Here is an 18,211-nt window from a genome sequence, read left to right as displayed (position 1 = left end):
TAAAAATTGTCATCATGTGTTGACATCCTTCTTTCAGGATGATAATATAACCAAGGTGCTCAATTTAAACCTGTTACTTTGGAGGATATATGATGTCTTATGATAAAGTATCACAGGCTCAATCTATTATTATCGGTACGAAGCAGACAGTCAAAGCGCTGAAGCGCAATTCTGTTAAGGAAGTCGTCGTAGCAAAAGACGCTGATCCTTTTCTGACGTCAGATGTTATTAACCTGGCAAATGAACAAGGGATTCCCGTCTCAATGGCAGAGTCCATGAAAAAGCTCGGCAAAGCCTGCGGAATTGAAGTCGGAGCTGCAGCTGTTGCCATTATTCAATAACGTACTCGTTGTTTTTGCTTTTATGCAAAGGCATTGTTTTTTGCTTTTAAATGAACCACCTGGGTATGTGGGTTATAAAACATGATGAAGGGAGGAATTACAAAATGCCTACAATTAATCAGCTAGTCCGCAAAGGACGCGTAAGCAAAGTTGAAAATTCTAAGTCTCCAGCACTTAACAAAGGATACAACAGCTTCAAGAAAGAGCACACTAACGTATCTTCACCACAAAAACGCGGAGTATGTACCCGTGTCGGTACAATGACACCGAAGAAGCCGAACTCGGCGCTTCGTAAATATGCCCGTGTTCGTTTAACTAACGGAATCGAGGTTACGGCCTACATTCCTGGTATCGGACACAACCTGCAAGAGCACAGTGTCGTATTGATCCGCGGTGGACGTGTAAAAGACTTACCGGGGGTACGCTACCACATCGTGCGTGGCGCGCTTGATACTGCCGGAGTTGAAAACCGTGCACAAGGCCGTTCTAAATACGGTACAAAACGTCCTAAGAAAAAATAATTCCGTTTAAATACAAATAAAAGGGTTTTTAAAAGCAAGGAGTTCTGGCAATGCTGTTAAGGGCATCAGGCTTTTCGCGCCTAGCGCTGGTTTGATCCCGGCAGCTGAACCGTGAAATCCCTCTGCTTACTGTAAACCCGTAACAAGAGAAGGGAGGATAATCAGATGCCACGTAAAGGTCCTGTAGCAAAAAGAGATGTTTTACCTGATCCGCTTTACAACTCTAAACTGGTTACTCGTTTGATCAACAAAATGATGATCGACGGTAAAAAAGGTAAAGCTCAAACAATCCTATACAAGTCATTCGATATTATTAAAGAACGTACCGGCAACGATGCAATGGAGGTTTTCGAACAAGCATTGAAGAACATCATGCCAGTGCTTGAAGTTAAAGCACGCCGCGTAGGTGGTGCGAACTACCAAGTACCTGTAGAGGTTCGTCCTGAACGCCGTACGACTCTTGGACTTCGCTGGTTAGTAAACTACGCTCGTCTTCGCGGAGAAAAAACGATGGAAGAGCGTTTAGCTAACGAAATCCTTGATGCAGCTAACAACACTGGTGCAGCTGTTAAGAAACGTGAAGATACTCATAAGATGGCTGAAGCAAACAAAGCGTTCGCTCACTATCGCTGGTAATCTCACACGACAAAATATTATTCCCTAAGAAGGAAGGAGAAAAGACCCAATGGCAAGAGAGTTCTCCTTAGAAAAAACTCGTAATATCGGAATCATGGCTCACATCGATGCCGGTAAAACGACAACAACTGAACGTATCTTGTTCTACACAGGCCGTATCCATAAAATTGGTGAAACTCATGAAGGGGCTTCCCAAATGGACTGGATGGAGCAGGAACAAGAACGCGGTATCACAATCACATCCGCTGCAACAACTGCACAGTGGAAAGGTTACCGCGTAAACATCATCGACACACCAGGACACGTAGACTTCACAGTTGAGGTTGAACGTTCACTGCGCGTACTTGATGGTGCCGTTGCCGTTCTTGACGCACAATCAGGCGTTGAGCCGCAAACTGAAACGGTTTGGCGTCAGGCAACAACTTACGGAGTACCTCGTATCGTATTTGTCAACAAGATGGACAAAACGGGTGCGGACTTCCTTTACTCTGTAGGAACTCTTAAAGACCGTCTTGAGGCGAACGCTCACGCGATCCAATTACCGATTGGCGCCGAAGACAATTTCGAAGGGATCATCGACCTTGTAGAAAACGTTGCGTACTACTATGAAGATGATCTTGGAACACGCTCTGATGCGCGTGAAATCCCTGCCGAGTACAAAGACAAAGCTGAAGAGCTTCGCGCCAGCTTGATTGAAGCTGTTGCTGAGCTTGATGAAGAGCTTATGATGAAGTACTTGGAAGGCGAAGAAATCACAGTTGACGAGCTGAAAGCGGCAATCCGCAAAGGAACTTGTAACGTGGAGTTCTATCCGGTTCTTTGTGGTTCAGCTTTCAAAAACAAAGGTGTTCAATTAGTGCTTGACGCAGTTCTTGACTACCTGCCAGCTCCAACTGACGTACCGGCAATCAAAGGTACTCTGCCTGATTCTGAGGAAGAGGTTACTCGTGAGTCTTCTGACGACGCACCTTTCTCAGCACTTGCATTTAAAGTTATGACTGACCCTTACGTTGGTAAATTGACGTTCTTCCGTGTGTACTCAGGAACACTTGATTCCGGTTCATACGTAAGAAACTCAACAAAAGGCAAACGTGAGCGCGTCGGACGTATCCTGCAAATGCACGCCAACAGCCGTGAAGAAATCTCTACTGTGTACGCAGGGGATATCGCTGCTGCTGTAGGTTTGAAAGACACGACTACAGGGGACACGCTTTGCGACGAGAAAAACCTTGTTATTCTTGAATCTATGGAATTCCCTGAGCCTGTTATCCACGTTGCAATCGAGCCTAAATCTAAGGCTGACCAAGACAAAATGTCTACTGCACTGGCTAAATTGGCTGAAGAGGATCCAACATTCCGTGCGCATACTGACCCTGAAACAGGTCAAACGATCATCGGCGGTATGGGTGAGCTTCACCTTGATATCATCGTTGACCGTATGAAACGCGAATTTAAAGTTGAAGCCAACGTTGGTGCTCCTCAAGTTGCGTATCGTGAAACATTCCGTGCGAGCGCGCAAGTTGAAGGTAAATTCGTACGTCAGTCTGGTGGACGAGGACAGTTCGGACACGTTTGGATCGAATTCTCTCCAAACGAAGAAGGAAAAGGCTTTGAGTTCGAAAACGCAATCGTCGGTGGTGTCGTTCCTCGTGAATACATTCCGGCTGTTCAAGCAGGACTTGAAGATTCACTTCAAAACGGTGTAGTCGCAGGTTACCCTGTTATCGACATCAAAGCGAAATTGTTTGACGGTTCTTACCATGACGTCGACTCAAACGAAATGGCGTTTAAAATCGCTGCTTCAATGGCGCTTAAAAACGCGGCAAGCAAGTGTAACCCGGTTATTCTTGAGCCGATCTCCAAAGTTGAAGTCGTTATCCCAGAAGAATACATGGGAGACATCATGGGTGATATTACATCACGCCGCGGTCGCGTAGAAGGTATGGAAGGACGCGGAAACGCTCAAGTCGTTCGCGCGATGGTTCCACTTTCTGAAATGTTCGGTTACGCTACGGCTCTCCGTTCAAACACACAAGGACGCGGTACGTTCACAATGGTCTTTGACCATTACGAAGAAGTGCCTAAGAGCATTGCTGATGAGATCATCAAAAAAAATCAAGGTGAATAATTGATTTTGCCTCTTCATTAAAGTATAAATACTATTGTAAGATGAGAAAGTGAAACATCGCTTTCACTTTCTATCACTCTATATAACAAAAACTAACCTTTTTAAGGAGGATTTTCAGAATGGCTAAAGAAAAATTCGACCGTTCCAAATCACATGCCAACATTGGTACAATTGGACACGTTGACCATGGTAAAACTACATTAACAGCTGCTATCACAACTGTGCTTCATAAGAAATCTGGTAAAGGTACTGCTATGGCATACGACCAAATCGACGGTGCTCCAGAAGAGCGTGAGCGCGGTATCACAATCTCTACTGCACACGTTGAGTACGAAACAGAAACTCGTCACTATGCACACGTTGACTGCCCAGGACACGCTGACTATGTTAAAAACATGATCACTGGTGCTGCGCAAATGGACGGAGCGATCCTTGTTGTATCTGCTGCTGACGGTCCAATGCCACAAACTCGTGAGCACATCCTTCTTTCTCGTAACGTAGGTGTGCCTTACATCGTAGTATTCTTGAACAAATGCGACATGGTAGACGACGAAGAGCTTCTTGAGCTAGTTGAAATGGAAGTTCGCGATCTTCTTTCTGAGTATGAGTTCCCTGGTGACGATGTACCAGTTATCAAAGGTTCTGCACTTAAAGCTCTTGAAGGTGACGCTGAATACGAAGCTAAAATCTTCGAACTGATGGATGCAGTTGACGAATACATCCCAACTCCAGAGCGCGATACTGAAAAGCCATTCATGATGCCTGTTGAGGACGTATTCTCAATCACAGGTCGTGGAACAGTTGCTACTGGACGCGTAGAGCGCGGACAAGTTAAAGTCGGTGACGAAGTTGAAATCATCGGTCTTCAAGAAGAAAACAGCAAAACAACTGTTACAGGTGTTGAAATGTTCCGTAAGCTTCTTGACTATGCAGAAGCTGGAGACAACATCGGTGCACTTCTTCGCGGTGTATCTCGTGAAGATATCCAACGTGGTCAAGTACTTGCTAAACCAGGTACAATCACTCCACATAAAAAGTTCAAAGCTGAAGTTTACGTTCTTTCTAAAGAAGAGGGTGGACGTCACACTCCATTCTTCTCTAACTACCGTCCTCAGTTCTACTTCCGTACAACTGACGTAACGGGCATCATTCAGCTTCCAGAAGGCGTAGAAATGGTTATGCCTGGAGACAACATCGAAATGACTGTTGAATTGATTTCAACAATCGCGATCGAAGACGGAACTCGCTTCTCTATCCGTGAAGGCGGACGTACAGTTGGTTCTGGCGTAGTATCTTCTATCACTGAATAATACTTATAAAATAAAACGAGATCCGACCGGGTCTCGTTTTTTATTTGTCCTGAAGTCCTTGATTATCCTTGCTGGAATCTGTATAATAAAAAAAGTGTGCAAAAGCCGGTAATATTCAATATTACCTTGCATCATGCCTATAAATTTTGTATAATAGTGCATGTTGGTCTTTGACTGCGATGAAGTGAGAGGTTGCTGACACACCCGGCCGCTTTGCCATGGCAAGGTGATTCAGGTTTTTCTCACGGAGAATTGTCTAATGTAAGTAGGCGAAAAGGAGGGAAAATAATGGCAAAACAAAAAATTCGTATTCGTTTAAAAGCGTATGATCATAGAATCCTTGATCAATCTGCTGAGAAGATTGTTGAAACGGCTAAACGTTCCGGAGCCAGCGTTTCTGGTCCGATTCCGTTGCCAACTGAGAAATCAGTTTACACAATCCTTCGTGCGGTGCACAAATACAAAGATTCTCGTGAGCAATTCGAAATGCGTACACATAAACGTTTGATCGACATTGTGAACCCAACACCACAAACTGTCGATGCTCTAATGCGATTAGATTTACCATCTGGTGTCGATATCGAAATTAAACTTTAATCTAAAATATAGAATGATTTTTATAGGAGGTGTGACGAATGACCAAAGGAATCTTAGGAAGAAAAATTGGTATGACGCAAGTTTTCGCAGAAAACGGTGATCTTATTCCGGTAACTGTTATCGAAGCTGCTCCTAACGTTGTACTTCAGAAGAAAACTTCTGAAAACGACGGCTATGAAGCGATTCAGATCGGTTTTGACGACAAGCGTGAGAAGCTTGCCAACAAACCAGAAAAAGGACACGTTGCAAAAGCGGAAACTGCTCCTAAGCGCTTCGTTAAAGAATTACGCGGAGTGGATATGGATGCGTATGAAGTTGGTCAGGAAGTCAAAGTTGATATTTTCTCTAACGGAGAAGTCGTAGATGTAACAGGAACATCGAAAGGTAAAGGTTTCCAAGGCGCTATCAAACGCCACGGACAATCTCGCGGACCTATGTCTCACGGTTCACGCTACCATCGCCGTCCTGGTTCAATGGGACCGGTAGACCCTAACCGTGTATTCAAAGGAAAGCTGTTGCCTGGACGTATGGGCGGAGAGCAAATCACTGTTCAAAACCTTGAAATCGTAAAAGTGGATGCAGAGCGCAACCTTCTTTTAGTTAAAGGTAACGTTCCTGGTGCGAAAAAATCATTAGTCGCTGTTAAAAGCGCTGTTAAATCTAAATAATTCTCTTAGGAAAGGAGGAAATTGATCATGCCAAAAGTAGCTTTATATAACCAAAACGGTTCTACTGCTGGTGATATCGAATTAAACGACTCTGTATTTGGAATCGAGCCAAATGAGAGCGTAGTATTCGACGCTATTCTTATGCAAAGAGCTTCCTTACGTCAAGGAACTCATAAAGTAAAAAATCGTTCGGAAGTACGTGGCGGAGGTCGCAAACCTTGGCGTCAAAAAGGTACCGGCCGTGCTCGTCAGGGATCTATCCGTTCACCGCAATGGCGCGGAGGTGGTATCGTATTCGGTCCTACACCACGCAGCTATGCATATAAATTACCGAAAAAAGTTCGCCGCTTGGCTATCAAATCAGCATTGTCTTCTAAAGTGAATGACAACAACTTGATCGTTCTTGAAGATCTTAATCTTGATGCGGTTAAAACAAAAGAAATGGCAGCTATCCTTAAAGGTCTGTCTATCGAGAAGAAAGCTTTAATCGTAACTGCGGATACAAACGAGACAGTTGAACTATCTGCTCGTAACCTTCCAGGAGTTACTGTTGTTGAAGCTAACGGAATCAACGTCCTCGATGTTGTCGGTCATGAGAAGCTTGTGATCACGAAAGCAGCGGTTGAAAAAGTAGAGGAGGTGCTTGCATAATGAAAGATCCTCGTGATGTTCTAAAGCGCCCCGTCATTACTGAACGTTCTGCTGATTTAATGACTGAGAAAAAATATACGTTTGAAGTAGACGTAAGAGCTAACAAAACAGAAGTGAAAGACGCTGTTGAGCAAATCTTTGGAGTGAAAGTTGAAAAAGTCAACATCATGAACTACAAAGGGAAATTCAAACGTGTCGGCCGCTACTCTGGTATGACAAACAAACGCAGAAAAGCGATTGTTAAGCTTACTGAAGACAGCAAAGAAATCGAAATTTTTGAAGCTTAATCACTTGTAAAAAGAAGGAGGGAAATTCAAAATGGCGATTAAAAAGTACAAACCGACCTCTAACGGACGTCGCGGCATGACTACGTCTGATTTCGCGGAAATCACGACAGATCAGCCGGAAAAATCCTTGCTTGCCCCGCTTCACAAAAAAGGCGGACGCAACAACCAAGGTAAATTAACTGTACGTCATCAAGGCGGCGGACATAAACGCCAATACCGTATTATCGACTTCAAACGCGATAAAGATGGTATACCTGGACGCGTTGCTACAGTTGAGTACGATCCAAACCGTTCAGCTAACATTGCTCTAATTAACTATGTAGACGGAGAAAAACGCTACATCCTGGCTCCTAAGGGCCTTCAAGTAGGAACTGAAATCATGTCAGGACCAGAAGCTGACATTAAAGTAGGTAACGCACTTCCACTGATCAACATCCCTGTTGGTACAGTCGTGCACAACATTGAATTGAAACCTGGAAAAGGCGGACAGCTTGTACGTTCAGCTGGTACATCTGCTCAAGTTCTTGGTAAAGAAGGAAAATACGTTCTTGTACGTCTGAACTCCGGTGAAGTTCGCATGATTCTTTCTGCTTGCCGCGCTTCTATCGGTCAAGTAGGTAACGAACAGCACGAACTGATCAACATCGGTAAAGCAGGACGTTCACGCTGGAAAGGCATCCGTCCTACAGTTCGCGGTTCTGTTATGAACCCTAACGATCACCCGCACGGTGGTGGTGAAGGACGCGCTCCGATCGGACGTAAATCACCTATGTCTCCATGGGGTAAACCAACTCTTGGATTCAAAACTCGTAAGAAAAAGAACAAATCAGATAAATTCATCGTACGTCGTCGTAAAAATAAATAACGGGGTTGTCTACGGTTCATATCGGACCGTAGTGCAATCACGAAGGGAGGTTCCAAAATGGCTCGCAGCTTAAAAAAAGGACCATTTGTCGATGATCATCTAATGACAAAAATCGAGAAATTAAATGAAGCGGATAAGAAACAAGTTGTGAAAACTTGGTCTCGCCGTTCTACTATTTTCCCGCAATTTATCGGTCACACAATCGCAGTCTATGATGGACGCAAACATGTGCCTGTTTACATCTCTGAAGATATGGTAGGTCACAAGTTGGGTGAATTCGCACCGACACGCACTTACAAAGGTCATGCTAGTGATGACAAAAAAACAAGACGCTAATGAGAGGAGGCTTTTAAATGCAACAAGCTAAAGCTGTCGCAAGAACAGTCCGTATTGCTCCTCGTAAGGCACGTCTAGTAATGGACCTGATTCGAGGCAAGCAAGTAGGTGAAGCAGTATCGATCTTAAACCTTACGCCAAAAGCTGCTTCCCCGATTATTGAAAAAGTTTTAAAATCTGCTATCGCTAACGCTGAGCACAACTACGAAATGGATGCAAACAACCTGGTTGTTACTCAAGCTTACGTGAACGAAGGCCCTACGTTGAAAAGATTCCGTCCGCGCGCTATGGGACGTGCAAGCCAAATCAACAAACGTACGAGCCACATTACTATCGTTGTATCAGAAAAGAAGGAGGGATAACTCGTGGGTCAAAAGGTAAATCCAGTCGGTCTTCGTATTGGTGTTATACGTGATTGGGAATCTAAGTGGTACGCTGGCAAAGATTACGCTGACTTCCTTCACGAAGATCTGAAAATCCGTGAATTTATTAATCAACGCCTGTCTGACGCTTCTGTTTCTAAAGTGGAAATCGAGCGTGCGGCAAACCGTGTAAATATTACGATCCACACAGCTAAGCCTGGTATGGTTATCGGTAAAGGCGGTTCTGAAGTAGAAGCGCTTCGCAAAGCCCTTAACAGCCTTACTGGCAAGCGTGTACACATTAACATTCTTGAAATCAAAAGAGCTGATCTTGATGCTCAGCTAGTTGCTGATAACATTGCTCGTCAATTGGAAAACCGTATCTCTTTCCGTCGTGCGCAAAAGCAACAAATCCAACGCACAATGCGCGCTGGTGCACAAGGAGTTAAAACAATGGTTTCCGGTCGTCTTGGCGGCGCTGACATCGCTCGTTCTGAATACTACAGTGAAGGAACTGTTCCATTGCACACACTTCGTGCAGACATCGACTATGCTACATCTGAAGCTGACACAACTTACGGCAAGCTTGGTGTAAAAGTCTGGATCTATCGTGGAGAGGTTCTTCCTACTAAGAAGAAAACTGAGGAAGGAGGAAAATAATATGTTAATGCCAAAACGCGTTAAATATCGCAGAGAGCATCGCGGAAAAATGCGCGGCCGTGCAAAAGGCGGCTCTGAAGTGCATTTCGGTGAATACGGCATCCAGGCTCAAGAAGCTTCTTGGATTACAAACCGTCAAATCGAAGCTGCGCGTATCGCAATGACTCGTTACATGAAACGTGGCGGTAAAGTTTGGATCAAAATTTTCCCTTCTAAGCCTTATACAGCTAAGCCTCTAGAGGTTCGGATGGGTTCCGGTAAAGGTGCTCCTGAAGGATGGGTAGCTGTTGTAAAACCGGGCAAAGTTTTATTTGAAATTTCTGGTGTGTCTGAGGAAGTCGCTCGTGAAGCTCTTCGTCTTGCATCTCACAAATTGCCAATTAAAACGAAGTTCGTAAAACGTGAAGAAATTGGTGGTGAATCAAATGAAAGCTAATGAAATTCGTGACCTTACCACTGCTGAAATTGAACAAAAAGTAAAGTCTCTTAAAGAAGAACTTTTCAATCTTCGCTTTCAATTAGCGACAGGACAACTTGAAAACACTGCTCGCATTCGTGAAGTGCGCAAGTCAATCGCGCGCATGAAAACTGTGATTCGGGAAAGAGAAATTGCTGCCAACAAATAATTCCGGAGGGAGGTTCTCTAAAACATGAGCGAACGCAATCAGCGCAAAGTCTACCAAGGACGTGTTGTTTCTGACAAAATGGATAAAACCATTACTGTTGTTGTAGAAACTTACAAAAAACATTCACTCTACGGTAAACGCGTAAAGTACTCTAAAAAATTCAAAGCACATGATGAAAATAACCAAGCTAAAATCGGAGACATCGTAAAGATCATGGAAACTCGTCCATTATCTGCGACTAAACGTTTTCGTCTAGTTGAAGTTGTCGAAGAAGCTGTTATTATCTAATAAAGTTCGGAAACCTTTTTCCGAAGGGAGGTAACAAATAATGATTCAACAAGAGACTCGTTTAAAAGTAGCTGATAACTCTGGTGCCCGTGAAGTATTAACAATCAAGGTGCTTGGTGGTTCTGGACGCAAAACAGCTAACATTGGTGATGTCATTGTTTGCACGGTTAAACAAGCAACACCAGGAGGCGTTGTCAAAAAAGGTGAGGTCGTAAGAGCTGTAATCGTACGTTCTAAGAGCGGCGCGCGCAGAAATGACGGATCTTACATCAAATTCGATGAGAATGCATGTGTTATCATCCGTGACGACAAAAGCCCGCGCGGAACTCGTATCTTCGGACCTGTAGCACGTGAACTTCGTGATAACAACTTCATGAAAATTGTTTCTCTAGCTCCAGAAGTACTTTAATGATATCAATGCCGGACTAAGGAGGTGCGATCAGGATGCATGTTAAAAAAGGCGATAAAGTAATGGTTATCTCTGGTAAAGACAAAGGGAAACAAGGTGTGATCCTTGCAGCTTTCCCTAAAAAAGACCGCGTAATCGTTGAGGGTGTCAACATGGTGAAGAAGCACTCAAAGCCGACTCAAGCTAACCCTCAAGGCGGAATTTTAAATCAAGAGGCGCCAATTCATGTGTCAAACGTAATGCCGCTCGATCCTAAAACAGGTGAAGTGACTCGCGTAGGATACAAAGTGGAAAATGGCAAAAAAGTTCGTATTGCAAAAAAATCTGGGCAAGTTCTAGATAACTAGTAATAAAGGAAGGGAGGTCTATCTCATGAACCGCCTTAAAGAAAAGTACAATAAAGACATTACACCTGCATTAATGAAAAAGTTCGAATACAAATCTGTGATGCAAGTGCCTAAAATTGAAAAAATCGTAATCAACATGGGTGTTGGTGACGCTGTTCAAAACGCTAAAGCTATCGATAGCGCTGTTGAAGAACTAACGTTTATCGCTGGTCAGAAACCTGTCGTTACTCGTGCGAAGAAATCTATTGCTGGATTCCGTCTTCGTGAAGGAATGCCAATCGGTGCGAAAGTAACTCTTCGCGGAGAGCGCATGTACGATTTCCTTGATAAACTAATTTCTGTTTCTTTACCACGTGTTCGTGACTTCCGCGGAATTTCAAAAAAATCTTTTGACGGTCGCGGAAACTACACACTAGGAATCAAAGAACAGCTGATCTTCCCTGAAATTGACTATGATAAGGTAACTAAAGTTCGCGGTATGGACATCGTTATCGTAACGACTGCCAACACTGATGAAGAAGCTCGTGAACTGTTAACTCAATTAGGTATGCCATTCCAGAAATAATCAATGAAAGGGAGGCGAAATCGTGGCTAAAAAGTCAATGATTGCGAAACAAAAACGCACACCGAAGTTTAAAGTACAAGAGTACACTCGCTGCGAACGCTGCGGCCGTCCGCACTCTGTTATTCGTAAATTTAAACTTTGCCGTATTTGTTTCCGTGAACTTGCATATAAAGGACAAATTCCTGGCGTTAAAAAAGCCAGCTGGTAATCCCCGTTTATGGGAAGGAGGTTATTAAATAATGGTTATGACAGATCCGATTGCAGATATGCTGACTCGAATTCGTAATGCAAACATGGTACGTCATGAGAAGCTCGAAATTCCTGCTTCGAAGTTGAAAAGAGAAATCGCTGAAATCTTGAAAAGAGAAGGTTTCATCCGTGACGTAGAATTCATTGAAGATAACAAGCAAGGTATCATCCGTGTTTTCTTGAAATACGGACAAAACAACGAGCGTGTCATCACTGGCCTTAAGAGAATCAGCAAACCAGGTCTGCGCGTTTACGCTAAGTCAAACGAAGTGCCTCGCGTACTGAACGGACTTGGAATCGCAATTCTTTCTACATCACAAGGTGTGTTAACAGATAAAGAAGCCCGCGCTAAACAGGCTGGCGGAGAAGTATTAGCATACGTTTGGTAAGAAGTTTAACATGAATGGAGGTGTTTGGTATGTCTCGTGTAGGTAAGAAGCTACTTGAGATTCCTTCAGGCGTTACAGTTACTCTGAACGACAACACTGTAACCGTGAAAGGACCAAAAGGAGAATTAACTCGTACGTTTCATCCTGATATGAAGATTAAAATTGAGGACAATGTACTTACTGTAGAGCGTCCTTCAGATAATAAAGAACACCGTGCGCTGCATGGCACAACTCGCAGCATCATCGGAAACATGGTTGAAGGTGTATCTAAAGGTTTTGAAAGAGGTTTGGAATTAGTCGGTGTCGGTTACCGTGCTTCTAAATCCGGAAACAAACTTGTTTTGAACGTTGGATACTCTCACCCTGTAGAAATCGTTCCTGAAAACGGAATTGAAATCGAAGTTCCATCTCAAACAAAAGTGGTTGTAAAAGGTACAGATAAAGAGCGTGTTGGAGCTACTGCTGCAAACATTCGCGCTGTACGTTCTCCAGAACCTTACAAAGGCAAAGGGATCCGCTATGAAGGAGAAATGGTTCGTCGTAAAGAAGGTAAATCTGCTAAGTAAAACCGCTTAATGTGAGAAAGGAGTGACCCAGATGATTACGAAAACAAGCAAGAATGCTGCACGTCTTAAAAGACACGGTCGTGTTCGCGCGAAGCTTTCAGGAACCCCTGAGAGACCTCGTCTAAATGTTTTCCGTTCAAACAAACATATTTACGCACAAGTGATCGATGACGTGAACGGTGTTACACTTGTGAGTGCATCAACTCTTGATAAAGACTTTAACGCTGAAAATGGCAGCGATACGTCTGCGGCTGCAAAAGTTGGCGAGCTTGTTGCAAAACGCGCTTCTGAAAAAGGTATCACAAATGTCGTGTTCGACCGTGGCGGTTACCTTTATCATGGACGTGTAAAAGCATTGGCTGATGCTGCACGCGAAGCTGGATTAGAATTTTAATAAAAGAAGGAGGGACATATGAATATGCGTCGTATTGACCCAAGCAAATTAGAGTTAGAAGAACGCTTAGTTACCGTTAACCGCGTAGCGAAAGTTGTTAAAGGTGGTCGTCGTTTCCGCTTCGCAGCTCTAGTCGTTGTCGGTGACAAAAACGGACACGTAGGATTCGGTACTGGTAAAGCACAAGAAGTACCAGAAGCGATCCGCAAAGCTGTTGAAGATGCGAAAAAGAATTTGATCGAAGTACCAATGGTTGGAACTACAATTCCACACGAAATCATCGGACGTTTCGGTGCAGGAAACATCTTGTTAAAACCTGCTTCTGAAGGTACGGGAGTTATCGCTGGAGGCCCAGTACGTGCGGTACTTGAGCTTGCAGGTGTAGCTGATATCCTTTCTAAGTCTTTAGGTTCTAACACACCGATCAACATGATCCGTGCAACAGTCCAAGGTTTAAGCGAGCTGAAACGCGCTGAGGACGTTGCGAAGCTTCGTGGAAAATCTGTAGAAGAACTGTTAGGATAAGGAGGGAACATTAATGGCTAAATTAGAAATTACCCTCAAACGCAGTGTAATCGGACGCCCGGAAGATCAGCGTATTACTGTAAGAACGCTCGGTTTAAAGAAAACAAACCAAACTGTCGTTCATGAAGACAACGCTGCAATCCGCGGTATGGTTAACAAAGTATCTCATTTAGTTTCTGTTAAAGAACTTTAAAAATAAACGATAGGCTAAGGAGGTGTCCAAATGAAACTTCATGAATTAAAGCCCGCAGAAGGTTCACGTAAAACGCGCAACCGCGTAGGTCGTGGTATTGGTTCTGGTAACGGTAAAACAGCAGGTAAAGGTCATAAAGGTCAAAACGCTCGTTCTGGCGGCGGTGTACGTCCTGGATTCGAGGGTGGACAAATGCCTTTGTTCCAACGTCTTCCTAAACGCGGTTTCACAAACATCAACCGCAAGGATTTCGCTGTAGTCAACCTAGACAAACTCAACAGCTTTGCAGAAGGGACGGAAGTTACTCCTGAACTTCTTTTAGAAACAGGTGTAATCAGCAAGTTGAAATCTGGAGTGAAAATTCTTGGCGACGGTCAATTAGAAAAGAAATTAACTGTTAAAGCCAATAAATTCTCCGCTTCTGCTAAACAAGCAATTGAGGCTGCTGGCGGTACAGCTGAGGTGATCTAACTTGTTTAAGACAATCTCCAATTTTATGCGTGTGAAGGATATTCGGAATAAGATTATCTTCACTCTTTTAATGCTTATCGTCTTTCGTCTCGGTTCGTTCATTCCTGTGCCGCATGTAAACACAGAAGTTTTAAAGGCACAGGATCAAATGAGCGTATTTGGGATTCTAAACACATTTGGCGGCGGTGCATTGTTCAACTTCTCCATTCTTGCGATGGGAATCATGCCTTACATCACAGCTTCAATCATCATTCAGCTCCTGCAGATGGATGTTGTGCCGAAGTTTACCGAATGGTCTAAGCAAGGAGAAGTTGGTCGCCGAAAACTAGCACAGTTCACAAGGTACTTCACAATCGTTCTTGGATTTATCCAGGCTTTAGGTATGTCTTACGGGTTTAACAACATGGCCGGCGGCGCGTTGATTACAAACCCTGGAGTCGGTACTTATTTGCTTATTGCGGTTGTACTAACTGCTGGAACTGCTTTTTTAATGTGGCTGGGAGAACAAATTACGTCTCATGGAGTTGGTAACGGAATATCCATTATCATCTTCGCCGGTATCGTTGCCGGCATTCCGCAGACGATTAATCAGATCTACGCTCAGCAGTTTGTAGATGCTGGAGATCAGTTATTCTTGCAAATCATAAAGGTTGTCGTTATATTGGTTGCGATTTTGGCGATTGTCGTTGGCGTTATTTTCATCCAACAGGCAGTTAGAAAAATCTCAATTCAATATGCGAAAGGTTCAGGCCGTTCACCGGTTCCTGGCGGCCAGTCTACACACTTGCCGCTGAAGGTTAACCCGGCGGGAGTTATTCCGGTTATCTTTGCAGTAGCATTTATCACCACTCCGCGGACCGTGGCAACATTTTTTGGTACCAATGACGTCACGAATTGGATTCAAAAAACGTTTGATTACACGCATCCGGTCGGAATGGGAGTTTATGCGGCGTTGATCATCGCCTTTACCTATTTCTATGCATTTGTGCAGGTAAACCCTGAGCAAATGGCCGATAATCTTAAAAAACAAGGTGGCTATATTCCGGGAGTTCGTCCAGGAAAAATGACTCAAGATAGAATTACGAGCATTTTGTATCGACTTACATTTGTAGGCTCCATATTCTTGGCCGTGATTGCCATTCTTCCTGTCTTGTTCGTTAATATTGCTGGGCTGCCTTCATCTGCACAAATTGGTGGAACAAGTTTGCTGATTGTCATCGGGGTTGCACTTGAAACAATGAAGCAGCTTGAAAGCCAGCTGGTAAAACGAAACTATCGTGGATTTATGAAGCACTAGAGGAAATGGGGCGCGCCCATTCCCTCTAAAATAGAGAGGACGGGGAATCCGAAATGAACTTAGTCTTAATGGGACTGCCTGGGGCCGGTAAAGGGACACAGGCTGAACGGATTGTTGAAGATTTTGGGATACCTCATATCTCAACAGGAGACATGTTCCGCGCTGCGATGAAAGAAGAAACGGATCTGGGACTCGAAGCCAAATCATACATTGATAAAGGTGAGCTTGTTCCGGATGAAGTGACAATTGGTATTGTCAGGGAGAGACTTGGCAAGAATGATTGTGACGGAGGTTTTCTTCTGGACGGATTTCCGAGAACAGTCGCTCAAGCTGAAGCACTTGAGGAAATTCTTAAAGGACTTGGCAAGTCGATTGACCATGTCATCAACATTCAAGTCGATAAAGATGCATTGATGGAACGTCTGACAGGACGCAGAATCTGCAGAAACTGCGGTGCAACTTATCATTTAGTCTTTAATCCGCCTGCGAAAGAAAATGTATGCGACAAGTGTGGAGGAGAGCTTTATCAGCGTGAAGACGATAATGAAGCTACTGTATCTACACGGTTAGAGGTCAACATGAAGCAAACCCAGCCTTTACTCGATTTCTATGCGGATAAAGGATATCTCGTAAACATTGACGGGCAGAAGCACATCAATGAAGTTTACGCTGATATAAAGGAGCTTCTCGGAGGCCTGGACAAATGATTATTTGTAAAACTCCCCGAGAAATCGAAATCATGCGGGAAGCCGGAAGAATTGTCGCTTTAACTCATCAGGAGCTGAAAAAGCACATTAAACCCGGCATCTCGACAAAAGAACTGGATCAAATTGCCGAACGTTTTATTACAAAGCAAGGTGCAATCCCGTCTTTTAAAGGGTATAATGGTTTTCGCGGGAGCATTTGCGTTTCGGTCAACGAAGAACTCGTGCACGGTATTCCGGGAAAACGGGTCCTTCGCGACGGAGACATCATCAGCATCGATATCGGTGCGAAGCTGAACGGTTATCATGGTGACTCTGCATGGACTTATCCAGTGGGTACGATTAGCGATGATGATCAAAAGCTGCTGGATGTGACAGAGGAGTCTTTATATAGAGGCTTGAAGGAAGCAAAACCGGGAGAACGTTTGTCGAATATTTCCCACGCAATTCAAACGTATGTCGAAAGCGAACAATTTTCAGTCGTCAGGGAATATGTAGGACACGGGGTAGGGCAGGATCTTCATGAGGATCCGCAAATTCCTCACTACGGTCCGCCGAACAAAGGCCCGCGTTTAAAGCCTGGCATGGTCCTGGCCATTGAGCCGATGGTTAATGCAGGCACACGCTATGTCAAAACATTGGCTGACAACTGGACGGTTGTAACTGTGGACGGGAAGAAGTGTGCTCACTTTGAACACACGATTGCCATAACGGAAGCCGGTTTTGAGATACTGACAAAAGCCTAGGTGAAATGAGATGTATCGGAAAACACCTGAAATTGGACAGTTCGTACGCATAGCAAGAGGCCGCGAAATGAACCAATACGCAGTTGTTATTGATATAGTCGATCATCATCATGTGCTGGTAGCAGACGGAGAAAAGCGTAAATTTCATTCTCCTAAGAAAAAGAATATCAATCATTTAACCTTTTATGATTGCGTATCTCCGGAAGTTCAGAACAGTATAAACGAAACAGGGCGTGTGACAAACGGAAAATTGAGATTTTCTCTTTTGAAATTTGTCAGAGAGCAAGTTACTGATTTGAAGAAGGGAGAACACTTGAATGGCGAAAGACGATGTAATTGAAGTGGAAGGTACTGTAGTCGAAACGCTGCCAAACGCAATGTTCAAAGTTGAACTTGAGAATGGTCATACGGTTTTGGCTCACGTATCTGGTAAAATCCGCATGCACTTCATTCGCATTTTACCTGGAGACAAAGTTACGGTAGAATTATCTCCATATGACTTAACTCGTGGTAGAATTACGTACCGTTACAAATAAAGCACTCCGGAAATTGAAGGAGGTTGGAAACACATGAAAGTGAGACCATCAGTTAAACCGATCTGTGAAAAATGTAAGGTCATTCGCAGAAAAGGAAAAGTAATGGTGATCTGTGAAAATCCAAAGCATAAACAAAAACAAGGATAATTTTTAAGGAGGTGCGAGAGAGATGGCTCGTATTGCTGGTGTAGATATCCCACGTGATAAACGTGTTGTTATTTCATTAACATACATCTTTGGAATCGGTCGTACAACGGCTCAGCAAATCTTAAAAGAAGCTGGAGTTTCTGAAGATACTCGCGTTCGTGATTTGACTGAAGAAGAACTTGGTAAAATCCGTGACGTGATTGACAAATTGAAAGTTGAAGGTGACCTTCGCCGTGAAGTGTCTCTTAACATCAAACGTCTGATCGAAATCGGAAGCTACCGCGGAATTCGTCATCGTCGCGGATTGCCTGTTCGCGGTCAAAATACTAAAAATAACGCGCGTACTCGTAAAGGTCCGCGTCGTACTGTAGCTAACAAGAAAAAATAAGCAAGGGAG

General features: G+C 43.8%; 33 protein-coding genes. All 33 read left to right on the top strand.

Annotated elements, in window-relative coordinates; translation table 11 throughout:
- Positions 1 to 92 precede the first annotated feature (92 nt).
- The 33 genes from M1D90_RS21645 to rpsM all read left to right on the top strand — a co-directional run bounded on the left by M1D90_RS21645 (position 93) and on the right by rpsM (position 18,202).
- Positions 93 to 341 carry a 50S ribosomal protein L7ae-like protein gene (locus tag M1D90_RS21645; RefSeq protein WP_023855916.1) on the top strand — a complete coding sequence of 83 codons (249 nt, stop codon included), beginning with the start codon at positions 93 to 95 and terminating at the stop codon, positions 339 to 341.
- A gap of 104 nt (positions 342 to 445) precedes the next feature.
- Positions 446 to 862 carry a 30S ribosomal protein S12 gene (rpsL, locus tag M1D90_RS21640; RefSeq protein WP_020449855.1) on the top strand — a complete coding sequence of 139 codons (417 nt, stop codon included), beginning with the start codon at positions 446 to 448 and terminating at the stop codon, positions 860 to 862.
- A gap of 165 nt (positions 863 to 1,027) precedes the next feature.
- Positions 1,028 to 1,498 (top strand): 30S ribosomal protein S7, encoded by a 471-nt coding sequence (rpsG, locus tag M1D90_RS21635; protein WP_003178317.1) that lies wholly within the window; start codon positions 1,028 to 1,030, stop codon positions 1,496 to 1,498.
- A 49-nt stretch (positions 1,499 to 1,547) separates the two neighbouring features.
- A complete protein-coding gene (fusA, locus tag M1D90_RS21630; RefSeq protein WP_023855914.1) occupies positions 1,548 to 3,626 on the top strand; it encodes an elongation factor G in 2,079 nt (692 codons plus the stop codon).
- Positions 3,627 to 3,745: 119 nt separating this feature from the next.
- Positions 3,746 to 4,936, top strand: a complete 1,191-nt coding sequence (tuf, locus tag M1D90_RS21625; RefSeq protein WP_023855913.1) for an elongation factor Tu — start codon at positions 3,746 to 3,748, stop codon at positions 4,934 to 4,936.
- A gap of 288 nt (positions 4,937 to 5,224) precedes the next feature.
- Entirely contained in the window at positions 5,225 to 5,533 is a 309-nt protein-coding gene (rpsJ, locus tag M1D90_RS21620; protein WP_003156464.1) for a 30S ribosomal protein S10, read from the top strand.
- A gap of 38 nt (positions 5,534 to 5,571) precedes the next feature.
- A complete protein-coding gene (gene rplC / locus M1D90_RS21615; protein ID WP_020449858.1) occupies positions 5,572 to 6,201 on the top strand; it encodes a 50S ribosomal protein L3 in 630 nt (209 codons plus the stop codon).
- 27 nt (positions 6,202 to 6,228) lie between these two features.
- On the top strand, positions 6,229 to 6,852 hold the full coding sequence (rplD, locus tag M1D90_RS21610; RefSeq protein WP_268462510.1) for a 50S ribosomal protein L4: 624 nt from the start codon (positions 6,229 to 6,231) through the stop codon (positions 6,850 to 6,852).
- A complete protein-coding gene (rplW, locus tag M1D90_RS21605; RefSeq protein WP_020449860.1) occupies positions 6,852 to 7,139 on the top strand; it encodes a 50S ribosomal protein L23 in 288 nt (95 codons plus the stop codon). Before rplD ends, rplW begins: the two co-directional genes overlap by 1 nt.
- A gap of 31 nt (positions 7,140 to 7,170) precedes the next feature.
- Complete coding sequence (gene rplB, locus M1D90_RS21600) at positions 7,171 to 8,004, top strand: 50S ribosomal protein L2 (protein ID WP_020449861.1); 834 nt, start codon at positions 7,171 to 7,173, stop codon at positions 8,002 to 8,004.
- Between the two features lie 57 nt (positions 8,005 to 8,061).
- On the top strand, positions 8,062 to 8,340 hold the full coding sequence (gene rpsS / locus M1D90_RS21595; protein WP_003178334.1) for a 30S ribosomal protein S19: 279 nt from the start codon (positions 8,062 to 8,064) through the stop codon (positions 8,338 to 8,340).
- A gap of 17 nt (positions 8,341 to 8,357) precedes the next feature.
- On the top strand, positions 8,358 to 8,702 hold the full coding sequence (gene rplV / locus M1D90_RS21590) for a 50S ribosomal protein L22 (protein ID WP_020449862.1): 345 nt from the start codon (positions 8,358 to 8,360) through the stop codon (positions 8,700 to 8,702).
- Between the two features lie 3 nt (positions 8,703 to 8,705).
- Entirely contained in the window at positions 8,706 to 9,362 is a 657-nt protein-coding gene (gene rpsC, locus M1D90_RS21585; RefSeq protein WP_023855912.1) for a 30S ribosomal protein S3, read from the top strand.
- 1 nt (position 9,363) lies between these two features.
- Positions 9,364 to 9,798, top strand: coding sequence for a 50S ribosomal protein L16 (gene rplP / locus M1D90_RS21580; RefSeq protein WP_020449863.1), 435 nt, complete (start codon positions 9,364 to 9,366; stop codon positions 9,796 to 9,798).
- Positions 9,788 to 9,988, top strand: coding sequence for a 50S ribosomal protein L29 (gene rpmC, locus M1D90_RS21575; RefSeq protein ID WP_003178343.1), 201 nt, complete (start codon positions 9,788 to 9,790; stop codon positions 9,986 to 9,988). The genes rplP and rpmC overlap by 11 nt, the downstream gene beginning before the upstream one ends.
- A gap of 24 nt (positions 9,989 to 10,012) precedes the next feature.
- Complete coding sequence (rpsQ, locus tag M1D90_RS21570; RefSeq protein WP_003178345.1) at positions 10,013 to 10,276, top strand: 30S ribosomal protein S17; 264 nt, start codon at positions 10,013 to 10,015, stop codon at positions 10,274 to 10,276.
- A 40-nt stretch (positions 10,277 to 10,316) separates the two neighbouring features.
- Complete coding sequence (gene rplN, locus M1D90_RS21565; protein ID WP_020449864.1) at positions 10,317 to 10,685, top strand: 50S ribosomal protein L14; 369 nt, start codon at positions 10,317 to 10,319, stop codon at positions 10,683 to 10,685.
- Positions 10,686 to 10,720: 35 nt separating this feature from the next.
- Positions 10,721 to 11,032, top strand: coding sequence for a 50S ribosomal protein L24 (gene rplX, locus M1D90_RS21560; RefSeq protein ID WP_003178350.1), 312 nt, complete (start codon positions 10,721 to 10,723; stop codon positions 11,030 to 11,032).
- A gap of 25 nt (positions 11,033 to 11,057) precedes the next feature.
- On the top strand, positions 11,058 to 11,597 hold the full coding sequence (gene rplE / locus M1D90_RS21555; protein WP_020449865.1) for a 50S ribosomal protein L5: 540 nt from the start codon (positions 11,058 to 11,060) through the stop codon (positions 11,595 to 11,597).
- 22 nt (positions 11,598 to 11,619) lie between these two features.
- Positions 11,620 to 11,805 (top strand): 30S ribosomal protein S14, encoded by a 186-nt coding sequence (gene rpsN / locus M1D90_RS21550; protein WP_003178353.1) that lies wholly within the window; start codon positions 11,620 to 11,622, stop codon positions 11,803 to 11,805.
- A 31-nt stretch (positions 11,806 to 11,836) separates the two neighbouring features.
- Positions 11,837 to 12,235, top strand: a complete 399-nt coding sequence (gene rpsH, locus M1D90_RS21545; protein WP_003178355.1) for a 30S ribosomal protein S8 — start codon at positions 11,837 to 11,839, stop codon at positions 12,233 to 12,235.
- 29 nt (positions 12,236 to 12,264) lie between these two features.
- The gene (gene rplF / locus M1D90_RS21540) at positions 12,265 to 12,801 is read left to right on the top strand and encodes a 50S ribosomal protein L6 (RefSeq protein ID WP_003178356.1); all 537 of its coding nucleotides are present in this window, start codon (positions 12,265 to 12,267) and stop codon (positions 12,799 to 12,801) included.
- A 31-nt stretch (positions 12,802 to 12,832) separates the two neighbouring features.
- Positions 12,833 to 13,195 carry a 50S ribosomal protein L18 gene (gene rplR / locus M1D90_RS21535; RefSeq protein ID WP_020449866.1) on the top strand — a complete coding sequence of 121 codons (363 nt, stop codon included), beginning with the start codon at positions 12,833 to 12,835 and terminating at the stop codon, positions 13,193 to 13,195.
- Positions 13,196 to 13,219: 24 nt separating this feature from the next.
- Complete coding sequence (rpsE, locus tag M1D90_RS21530; protein ID WP_023855910.1) at positions 13,220 to 13,720, top strand: 30S ribosomal protein S5; 501 nt, start codon at positions 13,220 to 13,222, stop codon at positions 13,718 to 13,720.
- A gap of 13 nt (positions 13,721 to 13,733) precedes the next feature.
- Entirely contained in the window at positions 13,734 to 13,913 is a 180-nt protein-coding gene (gene rpmD / locus M1D90_RS21525; RefSeq protein WP_020449868.1) for a 50S ribosomal protein L30, read from the top strand.
- A gap of 30 nt (positions 13,914 to 13,943) precedes the next feature.
- Positions 13,944 to 14,384, top strand: a complete 441-nt coding sequence (rplO, locus tag M1D90_RS21520; RefSeq protein ID WP_020449869.1) for a 50S ribosomal protein L15 — start codon at positions 13,944 to 13,946, stop codon at positions 14,382 to 14,384.
- A gap of 1 nt (position 14,385) precedes the next feature.
- Complete coding sequence (gene secY / locus M1D90_RS21515) at positions 14,386 to 15,681, top strand: preprotein translocase subunit SecY (RefSeq protein ID WP_020449870.1); 1,296 nt, start codon at positions 14,386 to 14,388, stop codon at positions 15,679 to 15,681.
- A 53-nt stretch (positions 15,682 to 15,734) separates the two neighbouring features.
- On the top strand, positions 15,735 to 16,388 hold the full coding sequence (locus M1D90_RS21510) for an adenylate kinase (RefSeq protein WP_020449871.1): 654 nt from the start codon (positions 15,735 to 15,737) through the stop codon (positions 16,386 to 16,388).
- Positions 16,385 to 17,131, top strand: a complete 747-nt coding sequence (map, locus tag M1D90_RS21505) for a type I methionyl aminopeptidase (protein WP_023855909.1) — start codon at positions 16,385 to 16,387, stop codon at positions 17,129 to 17,131. The genes M1D90_RS21510 and map overlap by 4 nt, the downstream gene beginning before the upstream one ends.
- Positions 17,132 to 17,141: 10 nt before the next feature.
- Positions 17,142 to 17,471, top strand: coding sequence for a KOW domain-containing RNA-binding protein (locus M1D90_RS21500; protein WP_023855908.1), 330 nt, complete (start codon positions 17,142 to 17,144; stop codon positions 17,469 to 17,471).
- Complete coding sequence (infA, locus tag M1D90_RS21495; protein WP_003178377.1) at positions 17,449 to 17,667, top strand: translation initiation factor IF-1; 219 nt, start codon at positions 17,449 to 17,451, stop codon at positions 17,665 to 17,667. Before M1D90_RS21500 ends, infA begins: the two co-directional genes overlap by 23 nt.
- A 33-nt stretch (positions 17,668 to 17,700) precedes the next feature.
- Complete coding sequence (gene rpmJ / locus M1D90_RS21490; protein ID WP_003156543.1) at positions 17,701 to 17,814, top strand: 50S ribosomal protein L36; 114 nt, start codon at positions 17,701 to 17,703, stop codon at positions 17,812 to 17,814.
- Between the two features lie 22 nt (positions 17,815 to 17,836).
- Positions 17,837 to 18,202: a 30S ribosomal protein S13 gene (rpsM, locus tag M1D90_RS21485; protein ID WP_003178378.1), complete on the top strand. Its 366-nt coding sequence runs from the start codon at positions 17,837 to 17,839 to the stop codon at positions 18,200 to 18,202.
- Positions 18,203 to 18,211 lie beyond the last annotated feature (9 nt).

The sequence above is a fragment of the Bacillus sp. JZ34 genome (assembly GCF_053903205.1).
This window is presented reverse-complemented; position numbering and strand designations above follow the sequence as displayed.